This is a genomic window from Streptomyces capoamus (assembly GCF_014654935.1).
Taxonomy (GTDB): domain Bacteria; phylum Actinomycetota; class Actinomycetes; order Streptomycetales; family Streptomycetaceae; genus Streptomyces; species Streptomyces capoamus.
On sequence record NZ_BNBF01000035.1, the window covers coordinates 16026 to 33809 of the forward strand.

The 17784-nt window shown below is 66.0% G+C and carries 17 protein-coding genes and 2 pseudogenes; 9 read left to right on the top strand and 10 right to left on the bottom strand.

What is annotated here, in order from left to right; all coding sequences use genetic code 11:
• Positions 1–725: 725 nt before the first annotated feature.
• On the bottom strand, positions 726–1247 hold the full coding sequence (locus IE312_RS34680; RefSeq protein ID WP_189986203.1) for a hypothetical protein: 522 nt from the start codon (positions 1245–1247) through the stop codon (positions 726–728).
• A 15-nt stretch (positions 1248–1262) separates the two neighbouring features.
• On the opposite strand from IE312_RS34680, the gene IE312_RS34685 reads away from it, so the two are divergent.
• From IE312_RS34685 to IE312_RS34695, 3 genes are all read left to right on the top strand, one after another.
• Complete coding sequence (locus IE312_RS34685; RefSeq protein WP_189986204.1) at positions 1263–1493, top strand: hypothetical protein; 231 nt, start codon at positions 1263–1265, stop codon at positions 1491–1493.
• 266 nt (positions 1494–1759) lie between these two features.
• Entirely contained in the window at positions 1760–1957 is a 198-nt protein-coding gene (locus IE312_RS34690) for a toxin-antitoxin system HicB family antitoxin (protein ID WP_229900791.1), read from the top strand.
• Positions 1954–2250 (top strand): hypothetical protein, encoded by a 297-nt coding sequence (locus tag IE312_RS34695; protein WP_189986205.1) that lies wholly within the window; start codon positions 1954–1956, stop codon positions 2248–2250. Before IE312_RS34690 ends, IE312_RS34695 begins: the two co-directional genes overlap by 4 nt.
• A 17-nt stretch (positions 2251–2267) precedes the next feature.
• Here IE312_RS34695 and IE312_RS34700 read toward each other — a convergent pair.
• The 3 genes and pseudogenes from IE312_RS34700 to IE312_RS34710 form a co-directional block, all read right to left on the bottom strand.
• Positions 2268–2934: pseudogene (locus IE312_RS34700) on the bottom strand (IS5 family transposase); the annotation flags it as partial.
• A gap of 419 nt (positions 2935–3353) precedes the next feature.
• Positions 3354–4262 carry a phytoene/squalene synthase family protein gene (locus IE312_RS34705; RefSeq protein WP_189986206.1) on the bottom strand — a complete coding sequence of 303 codons (909 nt, stop codon included), beginning with the start codon at positions 4260–4262 and terminating at the stop codon, positions 3354–3356.
• A 173-nt stretch (positions 4263–4435) separates the two neighbouring features.
• Positions 4436–5038 (bottom strand): isochorismatase family protein, encoded by a 603-nt coding sequence (locus tag IE312_RS34710; protein ID WP_189986208.1) that lies wholly within the window; start codon positions 5036–5038, stop codon positions 4436–4438.
• Here IE312_RS34710 and IE312_RS43200 point away from each other — a divergent pair.
• Positions 5023–5451 (top strand): annotated as a pseudogene (locus tag IE312_RS43200) (transposase); the annotation flags it as partial. The gene IE312_RS34710 and the pseudogene IE312_RS43200 overlap by 16 nt on opposite strands.
• A 426-nt stretch (positions 5452–5877) precedes the next feature.
• Here IE312_RS43200 and IE312_RS34720 read toward each other — a convergent pair.
• Positions 5878–6534: a hypothetical protein gene (locus tag IE312_RS34720; protein WP_189986212.1), complete on the bottom strand. Its 657-nt coding sequence runs from the start codon at positions 6532–6534 to the stop codon at positions 5878–5880.
• Positions 6535–7057: 523 nt separating this feature from the next.
• Between IE312_RS34720 and IE312_RS34725 the strand changes: the two genes are divergently transcribed.
• Positions 7058–7342 carry an ankyrin repeat domain-containing protein gene (locus tag IE312_RS34725; protein ID WP_306419855.1) on the top strand — a complete coding sequence of 95 codons (285 nt, stop codon included), beginning with the start codon at positions 7058–7060 and terminating at the stop codon, positions 7340–7342.
• Between the two features lie 729 nt (positions 7343–8071).
• Positions 8072–9907: an acyl-CoA dehydrogenase family protein gene (locus tag IE312_RS34730; RefSeq protein ID WP_189986214.1), complete on the top strand. Its 1836-nt coding sequence runs from the start codon at positions 8072–8074 to the stop codon at positions 9905–9907.
• Positions 9908–9966: 59 nt separating this feature from the next.
• On the opposite strand, the gene IE312_RS34735 is transcribed toward IE312_RS34730, so the two are convergent.
• The 3 genes from IE312_RS34735 to IE312_RS34745 all read right to left on the bottom strand — a co-directional run bounded on the left by IE312_RS34735 (position 9967) and on the right by IE312_RS34745 (position 12715).
• Entirely contained in the window at positions 9967–10593 is a 627-nt protein-coding gene (locus IE312_RS34735) for a hypothetical protein (protein WP_189986216.1), read from the bottom strand.
• A 42-nt stretch (positions 10594–10635) separates the two neighbouring features.
• Positions 10636–11352 carry a helix-turn-helix domain-containing protein gene (locus IE312_RS34740; RefSeq protein WP_189986218.1) on the bottom strand — a complete coding sequence of 239 codons (717 nt, stop codon included), beginning with the start codon at positions 11350–11352 and terminating at the stop codon, positions 10636–10638.
• A 661-nt stretch (positions 11353–12013) separates the two neighbouring features.
• A complete protein-coding gene (locus IE312_RS34745) occupies positions 12014–12715 on the bottom strand; it encodes a TetR family transcriptional regulator (protein ID WP_229900792.1) in 702 nt (233 codons plus the stop codon).
• Positions 12716–13610: 895 nt separating this feature from the next.
• Between IE312_RS34745 and IE312_RS34750 the strand changes: the two genes are divergently transcribed.
• Positions 13611–14783 (top strand): ATP-grasp domain-containing protein, encoded by a 1173-nt coding sequence (locus IE312_RS34750; protein WP_189986220.1) that lies wholly within the window; start codon positions 13611–13613, stop codon positions 14781–14783.
• A gap of 130 nt (positions 14784–14913) precedes the next feature.
• Entirely contained in the window at positions 14914–15702 is a 789-nt protein-coding gene (locus tag IE312_RS44340) for a GntR family transcriptional regulator (RefSeq protein WP_370467666.1), read from the top strand.
• 67 nt (positions 15703–15769) lie between these two features.
• Here the strand turns inward: IE312_RS44340 and IE312_RS34760 are convergent, their stop codons facing one another.
• Positions 15770–15949 carry a hypothetical protein gene (locus IE312_RS34760; RefSeq protein WP_189986222.1) on the bottom strand — a complete coding sequence of 60 codons (180 nt, stop codon included), beginning with the start codon at positions 15947–15949 and terminating at the stop codon, positions 15770–15772.
• On the opposite strand from IE312_RS34760, the gene IE312_RS44215 reads away from it, so the two are divergent.
• The gene (locus tag IE312_RS44215) at positions 15872–16144 is read left to right on the top strand and encodes a hypothetical protein (RefSeq protein ID WP_368860040.1); all 273 of its coding nucleotides are present in this window, start codon (positions 15872–15874) and stop codon (positions 16142–16144) included. The genes IE312_RS34760 and IE312_RS44215 overlap by 78 nt on opposite strands.
• A gap of 369 nt (positions 16145–16513) precedes the next feature.
• Here the strand turns inward: IE312_RS44215 and IE312_RS34765 are convergent.
• Positions 16514–17784, bottom strand: a 1271-nt coding sequence (locus IE312_RS34765; RefSeq protein WP_229900793.1) for an FG-GAP-like repeat-containing protein, incomplete at its 5' end; no start/stop codon positions are given.

Genomic DNA, 17784 nt, shown 5'->3' on the forward strand with positions numbered 1-17784 from the left:
AGGGTCGTACTTGGTGATCCGGTAGACAAACGGCGGCACGCTGCTCCCTGGGCGGTCTGAAGGGGATCCCAGCGTAGGTTCCGCTGCCGAGTCCAGGGTAAGGATTTCGGAGAACGGCCCAGGTCACCCCGGCTGGGGTCCCCTGCTCGCCAAGTGGAATGCACATCCACGATAGGTCCAGTGCTCATTGGACAGATCTAGTGCACAGTCACAGTTGTGACCGTGCACCACAGATGGCCCGGACCGACAACTTCGATACACCGCCTGGGGCAGCTCCGCGAACCGTCTTCCAGCTCTTGCCGCCCTTGCTTCCTGCGGTCTACTGCCTGTCCGAACAGGCCACGAAGCGGCGCCGGCGGCCACCGCAGACCACACCGTTAGTGTGCTTGCTGCTGCGGCGTTAGGCCGGGTCCACGCGGCGGTGTCGGTGCTGACCGGCACCGTGCTGTCCGCCTCACCCCCCGCCCGACCGGTGCGCTGTAGGTGCCCCACGCAGCCGCACCCGGTGCCGCCGCGCAGCGGCGGAACCAGGCGCGACTGTCACTTGACCGGCCACCGGCAGACCCGGTGCGTCCGGCGTCCAGCGCCTCACCGGCAACGATCACATCGCCGTGATGGTCCACACCTGCCTGGCCAGGGTGGTCAGCCGATCAGCCGCTCATATTCGTCACGGCTGTGGAGATTGACGGAATCGGCATCAGGCTCGTGGCTGTCCGTTCGCGCTGTCAGAGGCCGCCGACCTTGGGGGAGAAGGTGGTCAGCCGGCCGATGACTGTGTCGCGGTCCCATGTCCGCAGCCATTCCATCGGCTCGGTGATCCGGTAGAGATCACCTTGGGGCGGGAACTGGGTGAGGTGGCCGGTGAAGTCCAGGGGTGTCTTGGTGACGAGGGTGTACTCATCGTTCCCGCGGCTGCGCAGCTCGAGCGTCACCGTCAGGGGCAGGCGGATCCGGTGTTCGTAGCGCGGAGGAAACTGGGACGTGAGCCGCAGGGTGCTCTGCGGATCGGAGTCCTCGCCTTTCAGTTCCAGCTCGACCCTGTCCTTGGTGTCGGTGGTGGCCATCCGAAAGGCGGTCACCTGCAGACGAACACTGTTGTGTGGATCGCTCGGGTCCTCAAGGACGCGGTACTTCATCCCGCCCTTCAGATCGCACGACGCCGACTGCCCTTCGAACTCGAACTGGCAGTTCAGGGCGAGTGCTGAGCAGGGAATCTCGGCTCCGACGGGTGGCAGGTTGCTCGGCATGCGGGGCTCCTTCAGATGGGGGGAGAGTCCAGACGTGTCGAGGCCATTGACACCCCATTGAGGCCCGCCGGGCTGCTTGGCGTGCCCTTGTTTCACCTGAACGTGTCACTGGGCGGCACCGATGCCCCTCATGCCCTGGCACGGGCCCTGAAACCCGCGACCGCCGGCGAGAGGATGCCGCCAGGCACGCCTGCTCAGCCGTTCGTCGACGCGCTGGCCGACCTGGTCAAGGCGCAGGTCGGCTGACCAGGCCTATCTCAGGCCGACCCACACCCGGTCCTATCCCGATCACGGATCCGGGCGCGCCCGAAGTGACAAGTGATTCGAACACATCTAATGCGGGACGACCTACTTCCCGACGACCTGGTGCGGCGGCGGCCGTCGTAGGTGTATCCCCGCGCCCGCAGGGACGGAGAGGGAGAGGCTGAGTGCACTGACGCAGTCGGGACTGGTCGTATCCAGACTGCAGCTTCCTCTACCGGTATCGACTCGTGGTGGCTAGGCTTGCCACCATGTCTGTCACCACGATGACCTTGCGGATCCCGGATGATCTTGCGCCTTCGATCAAGGCGGCCGCTTCGGAGGCCGGCCTGAGCGTGAACGCGTACGTGGTGCGTGCCGCACGGCGTGCGGCGACCCTGGATGCCGGGCGGCAGCTGGCTGCTCTGGGCCTCGGTGATGATCTGGCGGGCGAGGGCGACACTCTGTGAGGCGCGGTGAGATCTGGACGCTGCCGGACGGCCGCAACGTCCTGATCATCAGTCTCACCGGTTTGGAAGAGTCTTACGGGGCTGTGCTGGTGATCGTGTTGCATGAGAGCGGCCGGTTCCCGGACACGGCCATGTCGGTGGTGATCGACTCCCCGATCCCGTGTACTGCTGTCGCGGTCAACATCGTCCAGCTGCGGACCAGCCGCTTCGACGGTGCCAAGCTCCTCGGACCGGTCGACACGGCGGTCATGGCTCGCGTCGACCAGGCCCTTCGCGCCGTCCAGGACCTCTGAAGCACCCCCTGCCCAGACCGATGGGTGATCAGGCAGCAGGCGAGTTTCAGGGACGCTTCGTGCATGTCGGCCCTGCGTTCCCAGCGGATGCGCAGGCGTCGGAAGCCGTGTAACCACGCAAAACTCCTTTCCACCACCCACTGATAGGTGCCCAGGCCGGTGCCGTGCTGGGTCCCGCGGAGGGCGATCGCCGGGTCGATGCCGCGGGCACGGACCTGGTCGCGGTAGCTGTCGTGGTTGTAGCCGTCGGGTCTGCGGCGGGGTCGGCCGACCCCGCCGAGAACCGGCGGGATCGCGTCGAGCAGCGGTAGCAGATGGGTGACGTCAGTGCGGTTGCCGTCGGTCAGCAGGACTGTGAGCGGGGTGCCGTGCCCGTCGGTGATCAGGTGGCGCTTGGAGCCGGCCCGGCCCCGGTCGACCGGCGACGGGCCCGTGAGCTGCCCCCTTTTTGGCCTTGACGTGGGAGGAGTCGACCACACAGCGGGACCAGTCCATCCGCGAGGCGGCGTTGAGCTCGGCGAGCAGGACCTTATGCAGCCGCTGCCACACGCCGGCCTCGTTCCAGTCCCGCAGACGGCGCCAGCAGGTCATCCCCGAGCCGAGGCCCAAGTCTTGCGGCAGGTACTCCCAGGGCAACGCGCCGTCGATGGGGGCGAGGCCGGCGCGCAGCCGCGTACCCGGCAGTGGCCCGGATCGGGAGCGTCGCACCAGGACGGCGTCGTACTCCTCAGGACTGAACACGGCGGCGCACAGCATCCCGTCGCGTGCCACGGGTGCCCCGGTGTTCGGCAGCGCGCGCAGCGAGCCCCCACAGGCGAACGCCCACCACATCGCGGACACGGAGCGTGGGTCAGCCGGAGGGCTGGCACGAAGGTGCGGCGCGGGGCCTGCCGCCCGGATCCGGCCCGGCCTGCGCCCAGATCCGCAGCGAAGCCACGAAGACACGCCCGAGGGCCTGCAGGGCGAAGGTGTCCGCACACGGCTCGCCCGCGTCCGCGCCGGGCAGCGCGGTGACCGGGACGCGGATGCGCTCGACGATGTCGACGAGCAGCTTGGAGATCCGCGGTCAGGCGTCGGCGAAATAGTCAGCAGACATCGACTGGTCAGGACCCTTTTCTGGCTTCGCGTCGCGCGCGCCATAGCGCCAGTAGCGTGCTGGCCAAAGGCGGCGTTGCCGGGGCTCGCAAGAGTTTGACCCCGCGTGCCATTACGGCGTCTGCGGTCAGCAATTCTACCTCGACGAGCGCGCTCAGCAGCGGACGATGGGGAGCGGGCGCCATGGTGGGCAGGCACCTGGCTGTCTGTAAGACGGTACGGGCTTGTACGACGAGGTGGCGCAGCAACTCCCTCACACCTGGTGTGTCGCGGGCTTCTGCCAAGTCCTCCTTGGTCACTGCGAATCGTTCCAGCGTCTTCGCCGGGATTCCTAGCCGTCCTTCGCTCAAGTCCTCCGTGATGTCGTTGACGAAGTCCAGCCTTTGGCTGCCGTCGATAAATGCCCGACACGCAGCTCGATACGGTCTGTCGTCGGCTTCCGGTCCCAGAAGCGTGCCGATCAGCATGAAGGCGGGCAGGGAGTAAGCGTCGATATATGCTTGGTAGTCGGCTTCGTCGAGGAATCCGCTGAAGTCCAGCTCTGCACTCGCAGTGGACAGATACTGCTCAATCGACCTGCGCGTACGCGGGTGGGTATCGATGGTGTGAGCCAGGGCGCGCAGCAACGGTTCATCGCTCGCTCCTGTCGCCAGCACCTGCTGTACCTGCTGTTCCCATGACGCCCACTGCGCGACTCGGAGAGCCTTTGGACCGGTGTCCAGGAGGTTGTCTCCGTGGTGCATTACGGCCGTGACCGCCACAACATGGGGCAGCATCGGCCGTGGCAGCAGCATCTGAGCTGCTAGGTAGGAGGTGCGACGGAAACGCGACACAAGGTCGCGCTGAGTGTCGTAGTCCCTTCGGAGCTGCGGCTCGCGGATACCCGCAGCGCTGAGACTGTCTTTCCACGCCTGCATGATGCGATCGTAGGCATACTGCCTTGAGCCTTCGCCAAGTATGTCTGCACTATGTCCGGCGGCCCTACGAGTGTCTTACGTGGTTCCATCGGGCTCTTCCCCGTGCGTCGTCGCTGACCGCCGGTCTGCTGTACGGGCCGACCCGCATCGAAGGTCTGCGCGACCGCGACCATCTACCTACTCCACATCGCCGGCAGCTTCCTCTGGTCCGCCCGCTGATCCGGACGCCTCCCGCAACTTTCCACGGCGGTATCGAAGCGGACGCGCGCAGCCGGCGTGACCGTGATTGAGCGCCCGGCGTACCGGATGGCTGAGAAGGTCGAGTTGTGATGGGCGACGACCTGAGCGGCTGACGGCGCAGCACCAGGCGGGCGTTCCGGCGTGGTGTGTCCGTCTGAGACCAACACAAGATCGTAGCCACGTGAGAGCGCTGCGCGACTGGTGGAGTCAACGCAGTACTCGGTGGAGAAACCGGTGATGATCACACGGCATACGGCCCATTCGTCCAGCAGATCGCCGAGCCCGGTGTCGAGGAAGGAGTCCGCGCTGTCCTTGTCCAACACGACATCACCCAGCCTGGGCGCCACCGCCTGATGGACGTCCATCAGGCCACCAGGTACGTCATGGAGCCGCTGTCGCAAGTAGATGATCGGCACACCAGCGGAGCGAGCCTGTTCCGCCAGGTCGGCGACGTTGCGCAGGCAAGCCTCGACGTCATAGGCGTCGCTCAACAAGGCAGTCTGCATGTCGATGATGAGCAATGCTGTGTCCTGCATCACCCGAGCCTATCCGGCTCGCCCCACACCTCCGGGCGCGCGAGACGCTGGCTGCGATCATCTTCGTGGCCACGTCAGGTCGGAACTGGCGCCAGTTGCCGCCGGTCTTCGGTCCGGCATGGCCCACGGTCTGTCGGCGCTTTGCCCAGTGGAGCCGCGACCAGGCCCGGGCCAAGCGTCACCGCGTTCTCCTCGACGAACTCGGAGCTCGCAGCGACCTGGACTGGTTCGGTGCGCGATCGACTCCGTTAGTCTCCGGGCCGCAAAGGGGGCCATTGACCGGACCGAATCCGACCGACCGCGGCAAGAGCGGATCGAAGATCCATCTGATCACGGACCAAAACGGACTACCCCTATCGCTGGGGATCTCCGCCGCTAACACCCACCACAGCTTGTCTGTGCTCCGGCTGGTGGGCGCTCTTCTCGAACCTGAGATCTCCGCGCCGCGGGTGGTCGGCGTCGACGAGTACGCCACCCGCGAGGGTCGCCATTACGGCACCGTCCTGGTCGAGATCGAGACCCGCCGCCCTGTCGATCTGCTGCCGGACCGGGAGGCGTCCAGCCTGGCGCCTGGCTCACCGAACGGCCGGGCGTCGAAGATGCGGCTGCCGGAACTGCACCCCACCCCAGTCGTGGTCCTTCTGCAGCATACCCACCGCGGATGCTCACCGGCGGCTTATGTCGCCGCCGTCTGGTGCTGCAGATGGGTGGCGCCCCAGTTGTCGCCGTGCGGATGAAGCAGACCCGGAGTCGGCGTTCGTCCTGCTGCAGATGGCCGAGGACATGTACGGCCCGTGGCGCCGGGCTCGTGCTCGGTGATCAATTCCGCGTCTTGGCTGTCAGAGGCTGCGGATGATGATGTGCTTGCCGGCTCGGGCGGAGACGATGAGGTTCCACGCTCTGGCGTTGTCGCCGTCGTCGCTGTCCCACCAGGTCACGAATGCGTCGGCCAACCGCTTCACTTCGGTTTGCGCGGTTGTGTCGCCGTAGGCGGTGGAGAGTTCGACATCGTAATCCTGCTCCCCGAGGTGGACGAGAACCAACTGACGTGCAAGCTGCGCGGGCTGTTTCGTTCCGTGCGCAGCGGCCCAGGACTGGAACCGGGCAAGCAGGTCCGGATCCGGTTCGCGGCGTGTCACCTGTCCGGTCGGTGGACATCGGTCCGTTTTCGATCCGACGCCCTGCTTGCAGCCCAGCACCCAGGCGCCTCGGTCCTGTGCCACGACGTCTTGGAGCTCAGCCTTGAGCGACCGGCGGACGCAGCCTCCCCACACCACCTCCCGGATCGAGGCACCCTTTCCACCGTCCCTGAAGAGCTGTCTGCCTTCACGCCATCCGGCGTCGTATGCCGCTTCATAGCTACGTTCGGCGGTCGTATGGGACACAGGTGACTTGGGCATGGTGCTGCCACCGCTGCTGCAGGACACGGTGACCATGCCGAGCAAGGCCGCCGCGAAAGTGAGCCTGAGCGGCCTTAGTGGTGCTGGTACCTGCATGCCCGGATTCCCCTCTCGATGCTTTGACCGTCCAGCTGGTGAGAGCGGCTCCACTGTGCCTTGGTTCCTCGCCGCCTGCCGGGCAGAGCTGGAGCACGAGTACGTCACCGCGTCGACGACGGCGAGTCGCGGTTCCTGCCTGTGGTCTCCGAGCGCGCGCCCGCACCAAGCTGAACTGGACGGCCGCGAAGATGACGCGCCCGTCGAAGCAGAAGGCTTCGCTCGCGCAGCCGCGTGCGGGGGTGGAAAACGAGCGTGATTCTCACCTCCGGCGTCACCAACTCCGTCCTCGAGCACGTCGCGCAAGCCCCCGCGCTCTAAGCTCGGGTCGCGTGGACATCAGCGACCCGAAGACGCTGCGCGGCCGCTGCCCGCGTACCGCCTCTACACCGCCCGCTGGTCACTGGCCGACCTCACCCCCGGCCACCGCTGCCCACCCACTACCGCTCCCGACCGGCAGCCGCCGGCCGACCTGGAGATGCCCGCCGAAGGGCCGGCGGGGCCGTCGCCTAGTCTTCCTCGGGTGACCGATACTGACACGTCTGACGAATCACAATGGACGCCTGCGCACGAGGCCGTGGAGACCAGTGACTACGAGGCGCTCACCGTTCTTCTAGCGTCCGGGACGGATCCGAACGAAAGGTGTTTCGGGCACACGTTGCTCACCCACGCGCTCGATGTCGAGGGCGACAGTCATCTGCAGACGGGATACCCGTGGAACACGGCGGCCACAGCCGTTCTGCTGGCGTACGGTGCGGATCCTCAACTGCCCGCTGACGACGGGCAGACCCCCCATGGAGCTCGCTGAGTACTACGGTCACGTCATGGCACAGGCACTGCTCAAGCGGTTCATCTCTCCGCGCTAGCTTGCACCGCCGGTAGTGATCCGGGAGTCCTGCGCTCTCCGGGACACGATCGCGTGCGTGCCGGCCAGTGCTCCGAGAAGGCTGCGCTGACGGACAACAGAAGTTCAGCCACCCCCAGTCCCGCGTGCCGCAGCCCACCGCTGCTTGGAACAAGCGCACTTACGAAGGTTCTCTACATCAGGTGCAACCCTTCGGTCCCACTACCGGTCTCTCGTTGATGGACTGCACGCATCACTTGGGAGACTTTCAGTGCACGACGTAAGGCTCCCGAGAGCCAGCGGCCGCGCACTCCGTTCGCCCGCCGATTGAGTCCCCTGCCTGCGCGATCACAAGGAGCCCCGACACTCATGTCCGCCCGCACAACGGCTACGCTCGCCACCTTCGTGGTAGCGGGCCTCATCCCCCTCACTCTGCCCACCGCGGCAGCGAGCGCCGCGCCCGCGCGGCACTAGAGGCTTCTGCGTATGTGACCCACCGGTGACTCTTCCACGCTCCTGCGCCGGTTCCTCACGCGAGCGTTGCCGAGCACCCGAGCGCCGCTCGTCGCAAAGGATGCAACGTGCGCTTGCCGCGTGAGCCCATGGCCTCAGCTGGTCGCAGCCTGGTGCGCTTGGCGGTTGCTTCCACACTTGACCAGTAGCCAATCGTGTTGATCATCACGCTGTCTGGGAATGATCGATTCCACTATCTTTCAGTTCGTGACCGACACTCAGCGCTCATTAGAGAGACTGACTGCAGGCTTCAGGCGCGTCCTTTTCGGGCCTCGAGCAGAGGAGATCCACGAGCCTTGGAGGCGCTTGTTCGACGGCCCCCGGTTCGCCTTCAAGGAGAGCCTGAGCCCGCAGGAGCGCATAGCGCTTTCGTATGAGCGACTCCGTTTCGTCAGCGAAGCGGTGCCGGATCCGGTGGGTTTGTCCGCTGACGTCGAGTCGCTCACCGCGATGCATGAGTGGGCGGGTGTGGTGGACGCAGGTATGGCGACGATCGCAAGCATCCACTGGAACCTGCACATCGGTAGCCTCCTCGACCACGAATCTGGTGGGCGTGATCTGTCCCCCTATGCCCGCACGGAGCACATTGGGACGTTTCTGTGCACCGAGTTGGACCATGGGAACGATGCCGCGTCGCTGGAGACCACAGCCAGATTCGACCCCGAGACGAGCGGTTTCATTCTCGACACTCCGAGCCCTGGCGCGTGCAAGTGGATGCCGAACACCTCAGGAGTCGGCGGCGCCAAGAACGCTGTCGTGGCCGCCCGTCTGCTGGTGGGCGATGTCGACCACGGCGTTTTCCTCTTCCTCACGCCGCTCACCGACAGCGCGGGCCGGCACTACCCAGGCGTGGAGGTACAACCACTGCCGCAGACTGCCAGCGCGCCTGTCGACCACTGTGCTACGTCCTTTCACAGCGTGCGGCTTCCCTTCGAAGCCATGCTGCAAGGGGAACAGGGTCGCCTGTCCCGCGACGGCACGTTCGTCAGCCCACTGGGCAATCCGCGCAAACGATTCCTCAAGTCCATCAAACGCGTGCACGCCGGCAAACTATGCATGAGCGCCTACAGCCTCGGCGTGACGCGGCACGCCCTGGCCGTCGCCATGAGGCACTCTCACCGACGGCTCACCTCCGGAATGACGACCGGTCGCAAGGTCTCCCTCATCGAGCATCGCAGCCACCACGCCCCGCTCCTTGCCGCAGTCGCCACCACCTACGCCGCGACCCTGCTGCACCGCGATGTGGTACAGCGATGGACGAGCGGCGGCAAAACGGAACGTGAAGAGACCGAGCGTCTGGCGGCTGTGACCAAAGCCTGGATCACCTGGCAGGCGAGGACGGTCATGACCGAATGCCGTGAGCGCTGCGGAGCCCAAGGCCTACTGCTGTCCAATGGCATCGCCTACCAACTGGCGGCGAATGAAGGCACGGTCACCGCAGAGGGCGACAACCGCGTGATCTGGGTGAAGGCGGCCGGCGAGATGCTCACAGGCGGGTTCACCCCAAGGCCCCCCTCCGAGGTCCCCGCTGGCAGCCGCTCGCTGGAGGACTGCGATCACCTGCAGGAACTGCTCGTGGACATCGAGCGCATATGGCACGGCAGGGCCCGCAGTCGCTTGCGGAACGGCCGCCGCGGCGATCCACTCGCACGCTGGAACGGAACCGTGACGCCAGCCTTGCAGCTCGTGGAAGCTCACGTGCACCGCCTAGCGGCGCAGGCGCTGCTGGCCGCCATCGACAAGGAGTCCGATTCCCAGGTCCGGGCGATCCTCGAGCGACTGCACCGCCTGTTCGCCTTGCGCCAAGTGAGGGCTCACAGCGGGGATCTCCTGGCCGACGGTCACATCACCCCCGACCATATTCACCAACTGCTCCACACGGAGGAAGCGCTGATCGAGGCACTGGTGCCGTACGCGTTGCAGATGACGGATGGCTTCGCAGTATTGGAGGGCGTGATGGGTGGGCATCCGATGCTGCGCACCTTAGAGCCCGCCGTCGAAATGGTGCCCGTGTAGCTGTATAGCTGAGACAGCCGATTGCCCACGCTGCTTCTCGTCCTTGGCACGCCAGGCCTTCACATCGAGTAGAGGGCCCGATGCGTGGTATAGGCGAAAATGTCATTACCGCTGAAAATCCCGACAACCGCCTCGCAGTAATCGCGATACTCTCGCTCTTGTTCAGGGTTAAGGGTGACGGGGGTCGCCGGCCCCCGCGGCGCTACACGGCGAACGGCTGCCAGCAGTTGTGGGGGCGATGGCAGACGGAGGACTTGCAGGACTCGACGAAAATGACCGACCAAGTTGATGCCGTCGTCGATCTCGCGTAGCACGTCGGCCAGCGGGTCCAGGGGACCACGCACACTGTCGAGCTGCGCCTGGCGCAGCATCATGTAACAGGTTTCGAGGTCGCTGATCCGTCGCCCGGCGTCTACGAGATGCAGTGTCGTCAACCGTTGCCCCGTTGAGTCTTCGAGTACATATCCGCCTTCCTCACTGGCCTGAGCGTCAGGCGTCTGGGCGTGGAATCGTGAGGGCAGCATCTGTTGCAACTGTCCCCAGCTCTCATAAGCCACCCCTATAGTGTTCGCCTGGGAAGCCGTTAACTCCATCCTGTAGAGGTAGTGGAGGGAATGGAAAAGAGGTTGCTCAAGCACGAGAAAGCTCGCGGCGAGCACTGGGTCGTCGGGTATCAGGACGTGCATGAAGCCTCCACCGTTACCAGTTGGAAAATGTTAGTCAGTGCATCAAGATGGGTCCATGAGAAAGGTCAACAGGCGGAACCCCTCGGACTCCGCCACCAGGATCCGCACATGCCTCGTGCCCTGCTCCGGATGGCGCAGTGAAGCGGTACGGCCGTTCAAGCCGGCGTCGGCCCTGGGCAGCCATCGCAGTCGGGGATCCGCGGCCAAGTCTGCGTGCAGGTCGCGGATGGCACCGTGGTCGCGGTAACGAAGTGACAGCAGGCGGCACTCTTCCAACAGATAGGGCGCCCAGGCCTGCTCCCAGTCGCAGAGGGCGGTGTCACGGGCGCGGTCGGACATCAGAGCCCAGCGCCAGAAGTTCGTGGGGACGCCGTCTTCGCCAAATATTGCGGCGAAGGCCGTGTTGTGGGCTGTGAGTTGTCCATCAGGAGCCAGGACGCACATCATCTCCCGCTGGCCGTCAACTGTGCGCTGCCAGTGCGGTGACGGCGTTCCGATCGATGGGGGTGGCTCCGAGCCGAACAGATCGAGGTGGGCCACGCGTCTGTCATGCGAGCTGAAGCCCAGTGTTTCTGCGATCCGTAGGAAGAACTCGGGGGAGGGACGCAGCCGACCGCTCTCCACCTTCTGGTAGACGCCGGCACCGCACCTCAGGGCTTCGTCGACGTCCGGTTGTCGCAACTTCGTCGACCGGCCGCCGTCAGGGCGGGGGACCAGTCCAACGTCCGGCCGGGTCAGCCTCTCGCGGTAGTACCTCATCAACCGCTGGTATTCGTGGGATGTCTCACGCCCCATAGCACCCCCTGTTCACTCATGAGTTGTATGACAACCGCAGGTCTCGAACGACGATCGCTATCCAACCATGCGTCCGGTCGGTTTCCGTTCTCCACTCGCCATCAATGGCTTGAAGTCGAGTGATCCAGAAGTGATAGGTGAGAGCGCAACTAACGCAACGTAGTCAGTGTGCGCCCAGTAGTAACACAACGTGTCGAACTGTCGTATCAGCTCTCCGGAAAAGGGGAGCGGGCCGGTTTTGTGGCATGGTGACCTTGGCGGCCCGATGACCTGGCGAGGATGCCGACTGGTGGAGGAGGCTCAGCCATCCCGGAGGGCGCGGCGTGGAGGGACACCCGGTCACGGCTCAGAGTCAGCTACGCGCCCGTCGCCTTGCCATGCATCGACCTCAGCAGGGGGGGGCGCGCCGCTAGCCCCGCCTGATACGTGACGAGGCGGGTTACTCCGGTTGTACTCCTACACCGCAGCTGCCGTCGGTCAACGATGCCACCCAAGCCTTCGCCCTGTGTCGACGGCGCCTCGCCCGCTGCCCACACCGGCCACGACACCTTGGCGCGCCCGTGCGCGACCTCATGCACCGGAGGCACCTCAAAACAAGGCGTGTTCCTGACCTATAGTCCGACTGTCACGTCTTGTGCCAGTCGGAAGGCGCAGAGGTGCGCGGGGCCACCTTGTCGAGGTACTCGGCCGCCCACGGCGAACGCCGCAGCAACTCCCGGCCCCGTTCGACGGTCATGTCCAGCTCGGCCAGCGTTCTCTCTGTGGCGATGCCTGCGACGAAGTGCAGGTTCATGGCGGCGACCTTCCGCGGCAGAGCCGCATAGTCCAGCCGGCACATAAGGTCGACTCCGGTGTAGGCGGCGACCCATACCCAGGACGTCTCGTCGGGCTTTACGCCTGGCTTGAGCTCCTCGCGACGCTTGGCCTCCTCCAGCAACTGCGTGACACGGGGGATGTACTGGGACCAGAGGTAGCCGAAAGTATCTTTGTGGTCCTGGTCAGTGGCAAGCCGTGCTGCTGCCTGCACCACCGGCACCTGGGGGGTGAGCCAGGCCAGGACGATCGACGCATCGACAACGGCCTGCAGCGGACCCGCCTCTGTCGGTGTGTCATCCATGGCGAAACCCTCGGTGACGACCGCGACAGCGATCTCCTGCTTCGTTCGAAAGTGGTAGTAGAGTCCGCCCTTCTTCAAGCCGGTCTGATCCAAGATGTCCTGCAGTGACGTCTGTGAGTAGCCCTTCTCCGCGAACAGGATCGCAGCCACATCAAGGATCTCCGCACGCGTGGCTATGCCGCGCGCTTGGGCAGGTTGCCGCACTGTCACGTCCGTCCTTCAGCCTGATCCGGTGCTCTGCCACCGGAGTTGCGGGTCGCTGCGGGCCTGTACGTAGAACGCCAGTGCAGTGCCCCGGATGGTCACGAGCGCAGCGACTGTAGCCGCACAATCACTGCGCGCACCAACGAGGCCGTTGATTTCGTCCATCTTGCGTGGAAGGGTCTGGTCACCTAACCAGGCTACCGGTCGGTTTCGAAGGGTCGTGCAAAAAGTCGATGCTCACTGACCTTGCTAACGGTCGGTCGCTGCCCTGGTCTAGGAGTCACGTCGGACGGGCACTTCGAGGGGGCAGATCCGTGGGGACCGACCGTGGGTGGCACGTCCGTATACACGCACACGACTCTGGTGCTGACCGATCCATGATTAGGCCCGAGACGGCCACAGCGCGCCGCCACGCTCGACCGTGGCATGGCGTCGGACCGGAAGGCGCAGGTGCTGATCGAAGTCGGGCGTGCACACATGGGTCCGGGTAACTAGACATGGGCGCCGACTCGCCAGGCAGTGTGGCCACGAGCTTGCGTGAACGGGAGCGTGGGCCGACACCGGAATCCCTTTGTGCCCGGGACAGTACACGCCGCCGGTGGCGTGATCCGTTCGCTGACCGCGCATGAGCATGACGGACAGTCGTCAGCAGGAACACCAGTGAGTTGTGTCTGCAGGAGCATCGCTTGGCACTCGATCGCTGTTGACGGCGACTTCGTCACGGGAAAGCGTGCGTCGCCATGGCAGATCCGATGGATAGCAGAAGATTCACGGGTCGGCTTGCGCCGACTCTTTATCTGGGGATGACATGTTAGAACCCATATGCCTGCTCGGGACCGGTAATTCTCACGCAGCCGAGGATGAGTTCCGGCTAGCGCAGATTGCTGCTTCACACCCCGTGGTGCTCCTCGACACCACCGCGCCGGCGTGGGCGCGTCCGTACTTGGTCCGCCATATCGCCGTGGACCCCGCGGACCTTGCTGCTACCGTCGCCGCAGCGGGAACCTACCAGGCGGCTCATGAACTGCGCGGTGCACTCACCTACATGCCGGAACACGTTGAAACAACGGCCCGGGTCGCCGAAATACTGAGAACGCCAACCACGCCGGCCGAAGCACTGGCTCGTTTCGGTAACCTCGCTCGACTCAGAACAGTGCTCGCACAGCACAGTCTTCCCCAGCCGCGCTGGGCTGAAGTCTTCGATGCTGAATCAGCGGCTGCCCACGCGGAGTCGTTAGGGTACCCGGTCCTGCTTACGCAGTCCGGTATAGGGCGCACGGCTGCAGCCCAGGCACGCAACCGCGAAGAAGTCGGAGCAGCGTACGAGCTGGTTGATCGGCCGAAGGCGAAGACCCCCTTCGATCGGCGTGGCGCTATTCTGGTTGAGGAAGCACTGGATGGCGAGCAAGTATCCGCCGAAACGGTAGTTCTCGATGACGAAGACATACGCATCGTCTCCATCACGCGAACACTGCTGGGGCCGCCACCGGCCCGTCAGCCTGTACGACACTGCGTATTCGCGCATGACGCCCTACTGCAGAACCCCATACTGCGACGCATCGTCACACGCGCCGTACAGGCGCTTGGAATCGAACTTGGTGTACTCAGCGTCCGCATGAGGCTCACCCGTAAGGGCCCCCGCATCATCGATGTCAGCCCACACCTTGCAGATGACCTGATACCTCTGATTGTGAAGCGGGCCACAGGCATTGACCTGCCACGCATCGCGGCTGACCTGGCCTCAGGTCGAACCGCGAACCTCATCGCAACCCGCCAGCGAGCGGCGGCGGTGCAGTTCCATTACTCGACGACGACCGGCCACGTCCGCCGTCTGACCGTACACCGCCACGCAGATCGTCAACCGCTCCTCGACCGTATCGTCGTCACCCAAGAACTCGGCAACCACGTCACCTCCGGTCCCTACGCGACCGTGCATGATCGGATCGGCCACTTCGTGGTCCTCGGTCCCGACGCGTCAAGCTGTCGCAGCACGCTCGACCATACTGCCCAATACATTCAGGCGGAAGTCACACCATCGCCTGTCAAGTCCGTCGTCGCCCTCGGAGTGCCGTAATGGAGTGCACCGCGCGCTGAGTTCGTCCGTTGCCGCTGGCGCTGGTCTCCCTGACCGCGGGAGGGACACTCCTGACCGTCTGCTCCCCCCGCGCGACCGGGCGAAGCCGGGCGGAAGAGGGAGAGGGCCGATGAGCGGCGCCGCCGTCCGCGTCGACACCACCAGCGCCGTCCCGCCCTACGAGCAGATCCGCGCCCAGCTCGCCGACCTGATCAACATCGGCCGGCTGGCCGAGGGCGAGCGCCTGCCGACGGTGCGGCAACTCGCCGCGGACCTCGGCCTCGCGGCGGGCACCGTGGCCCGCGCCTACCGGGAACTGGAGACGGCCTCCCTCATCCGCACCCGACGCGGCGCGGGCACCCGGGTGGCCCCGCCCCCACCTGGCACCCACCGCAGTGAGGCACCCGAACTCGCGGAGGCGACACGGGACTTCGTCATGTGGGCCGCGGCCCTGGACTTCGGGGAGAACGCCGTGCCGGAAGCCGTACGACGCGCCTTCCGACCCGAGCTGGATAACAGGCCGGGCAGTGCAGCGCGCACGTCGGCGCCGTCCAGAGTGTGCCGGGCCAAGGTGCAGCTGACAGTGGCGGAGGCGGGCAGGGAGCGCGGAACGACCGGGCGGCGGTCGGCGTCGGCGGGCCCGTTCGCGGACCACGCGGCTGGCTCGTCCGCCCGCCCAGCAGTCGTTGGACAGTCTCCGCGGGGACGGCAGCGAGCAGGCCTCCGGTGTGGATGCTGTAGTCGCGGAGCACGCCCGCCTGCGGGTCGCCGATGCCGTACAGGGCTTCCACCGACAGCCCGGCGAGCCAGTCGGCGGCCCGGTCGGGGGCCACGACCAGCACCCCTCCCGGCTAGGGGACCCCGGGCCCGGTCGCGGCCACACCGATGGCGGGGCCGATGCCGATGCGCAGGTCGATGACATGACGGATCAGGACGCAAACGTCGCGGCATCTGCCGAGGCGGCCCACATCCACGCCGACGTCGTGCTAGCCCAGGGCGCCCTTCAGCTCGACGAGGGCCGCGGTGGGCGGCCGGGCCTGGACGACGGGGGACAGCTCGGCCAGCTGGTCAAGGACGAGGCGGTACACATGGGTGGCTGCTGGGCCGCCAAGAAGAGCGGCCGATGCGAGCCGGTCACCCGTCAGCAGGCCGTCGACGCGCTCCACGGCCAGTGGTGCTCTGCGGGCACTGTTACCCGGAAGCGAAGCCGGCTCAATGGACGGCCGACCCCGGGAGCACAGGCAGCGGCTGCGGCGAGGCGGACGTCGGCAGACTGGAGCGACGCCCTTGACAAGCCCTGGCCTGAAGAAGTGGCGTGTGGCCCAGCCTCAACTCGCCGGGTCCCACGGGGCCAGGCGTGAGCCTGGCGCATCGGCATGGCCAGCCTACGGCCCCTCGCCGCGACAGTTGACGGTGGCCTGGCGCGACGCGTGAACGCAGTGTTGAGGGCGGTTCCGCGCGGCGTGCGACCGGAGCGCGGAACCGCCGAGTCCCGGCTGTCCTGTCAGAGCCGGGAACTGAAACCGTACGGAATCAGATCCTTATTCGCACGTACATCGGCACGTGGTCGCGACGTGCCCGCGTCTGATGGCCGACGGCGCCGCGACACAAGCCCCCGAGCCGGACGCACTGTCTCTGTGGGATGAGATCATGTGCAACCGCCCTCAGCGCGAATAGGACACCGGCCACCTCCCCACCGGCAACGGCGTGACAGGAGCACAGCGCCGGGCTTAGCCGAGAAGGGTTTCACCGATGCGGGAGCCGGGGGAGACACCGTACTCCTTCGGGCCGAAGACGTTGACGTTGCTGTCGCCAACGCCGGTGCGGGTGCCCGGTAGTTGCCAGAGGGCGCCGTTGCCGTGGTCTTTTTGAGGGGCGGAGACGGCGAGGTCTGCCTTGCCGTCGCGGTTGAAGTCGGCGAGGCGGAGCTGGGAGCCGAAGGCGTCGTTGGTCTCGGCGCTGCCGGGGATGCCGGGGGTGTTCTGTGAGTAGCGTGCAGCACCGGTGATGGTGAGCCCGCTGGCGCTTCCGCGCAGCACGAGCACGCCGCCTCCTCTGAAGGTTCGGCCGAGGGTCTCGTAGGGGATGCCGATGGCGAGATCTGCGCGGTGGTCGCCGTTGATGTCGGCGATGGACAGAGCGGCGCCGAACTCGTCCTCCTTCTCGTTGTCGCCGGGGATGCCGGCGGTGTTCTGGTGGTAGACGCGACCCGAGGGGGCGAGGCCGCCGTTGATGTGGGGGTCACCGTAGCGGACGGTGATGTAGCCGGACCCGTGGCTGGGATCGGCCAGCCCGTTGGGGTTGAGGCGGGGGTTGGACAGGGCGATGGCGAGATCGTCGCGGCCGTCGCCGTTGAGGTCGCCAGCCGCCACGCGGTCTCCGCCGGCGAGCCGGGCCTGGGCGGTGAAGGAGCCGGGGTCGGTGGTACCGGGGTTCTGGCCGTAGACGCGGGTGGTCTTCTGCTGGACGACGGCCAGTTCGTCCTTGCCGTCGCCCGTGAAGTCGCCGGCTGCCAGGTGCCAGCTGCCGGTGACGTCGGCGTCGTTCACGTCGATCCCGGCTGGGGCTTTGCTACGGGTGAACGTGCCGGAGTACAGCTTCAGGGATGTCTGCCCGCTGACGGCGATGTCCGGGCGGGAGTCGCCGGTGAAATCACCCACGACGATGTCGGCGCCGAACATGCGGCCGGGATACGACGGTCCCGAAGGCAGCGTGAGGGCACTGCGCAACGGTGAGGTGCCGCCCCACAGTACGGTCACCGAGCCCTTGGCCGACGCATCTCCTTCGCTGCCGACCAGCAGGTCGGCGTATCCGTCGTGGTTCATGTCACCGCTGGCGAGGCTGCTGCCGAAGGAGTCCTGGTATCCAGCGGCACCGGGGATGTTGGTGGAGTTCTGTGTGATGTAGAGGTGCTTGCCGGTCAGGCCGTGAGCGGAGCCGAAGGTGATCAGAACAGCTCCGGCGCCCTCCTGTCCGCTGACGGTCTTCTCGGGCATGCCGA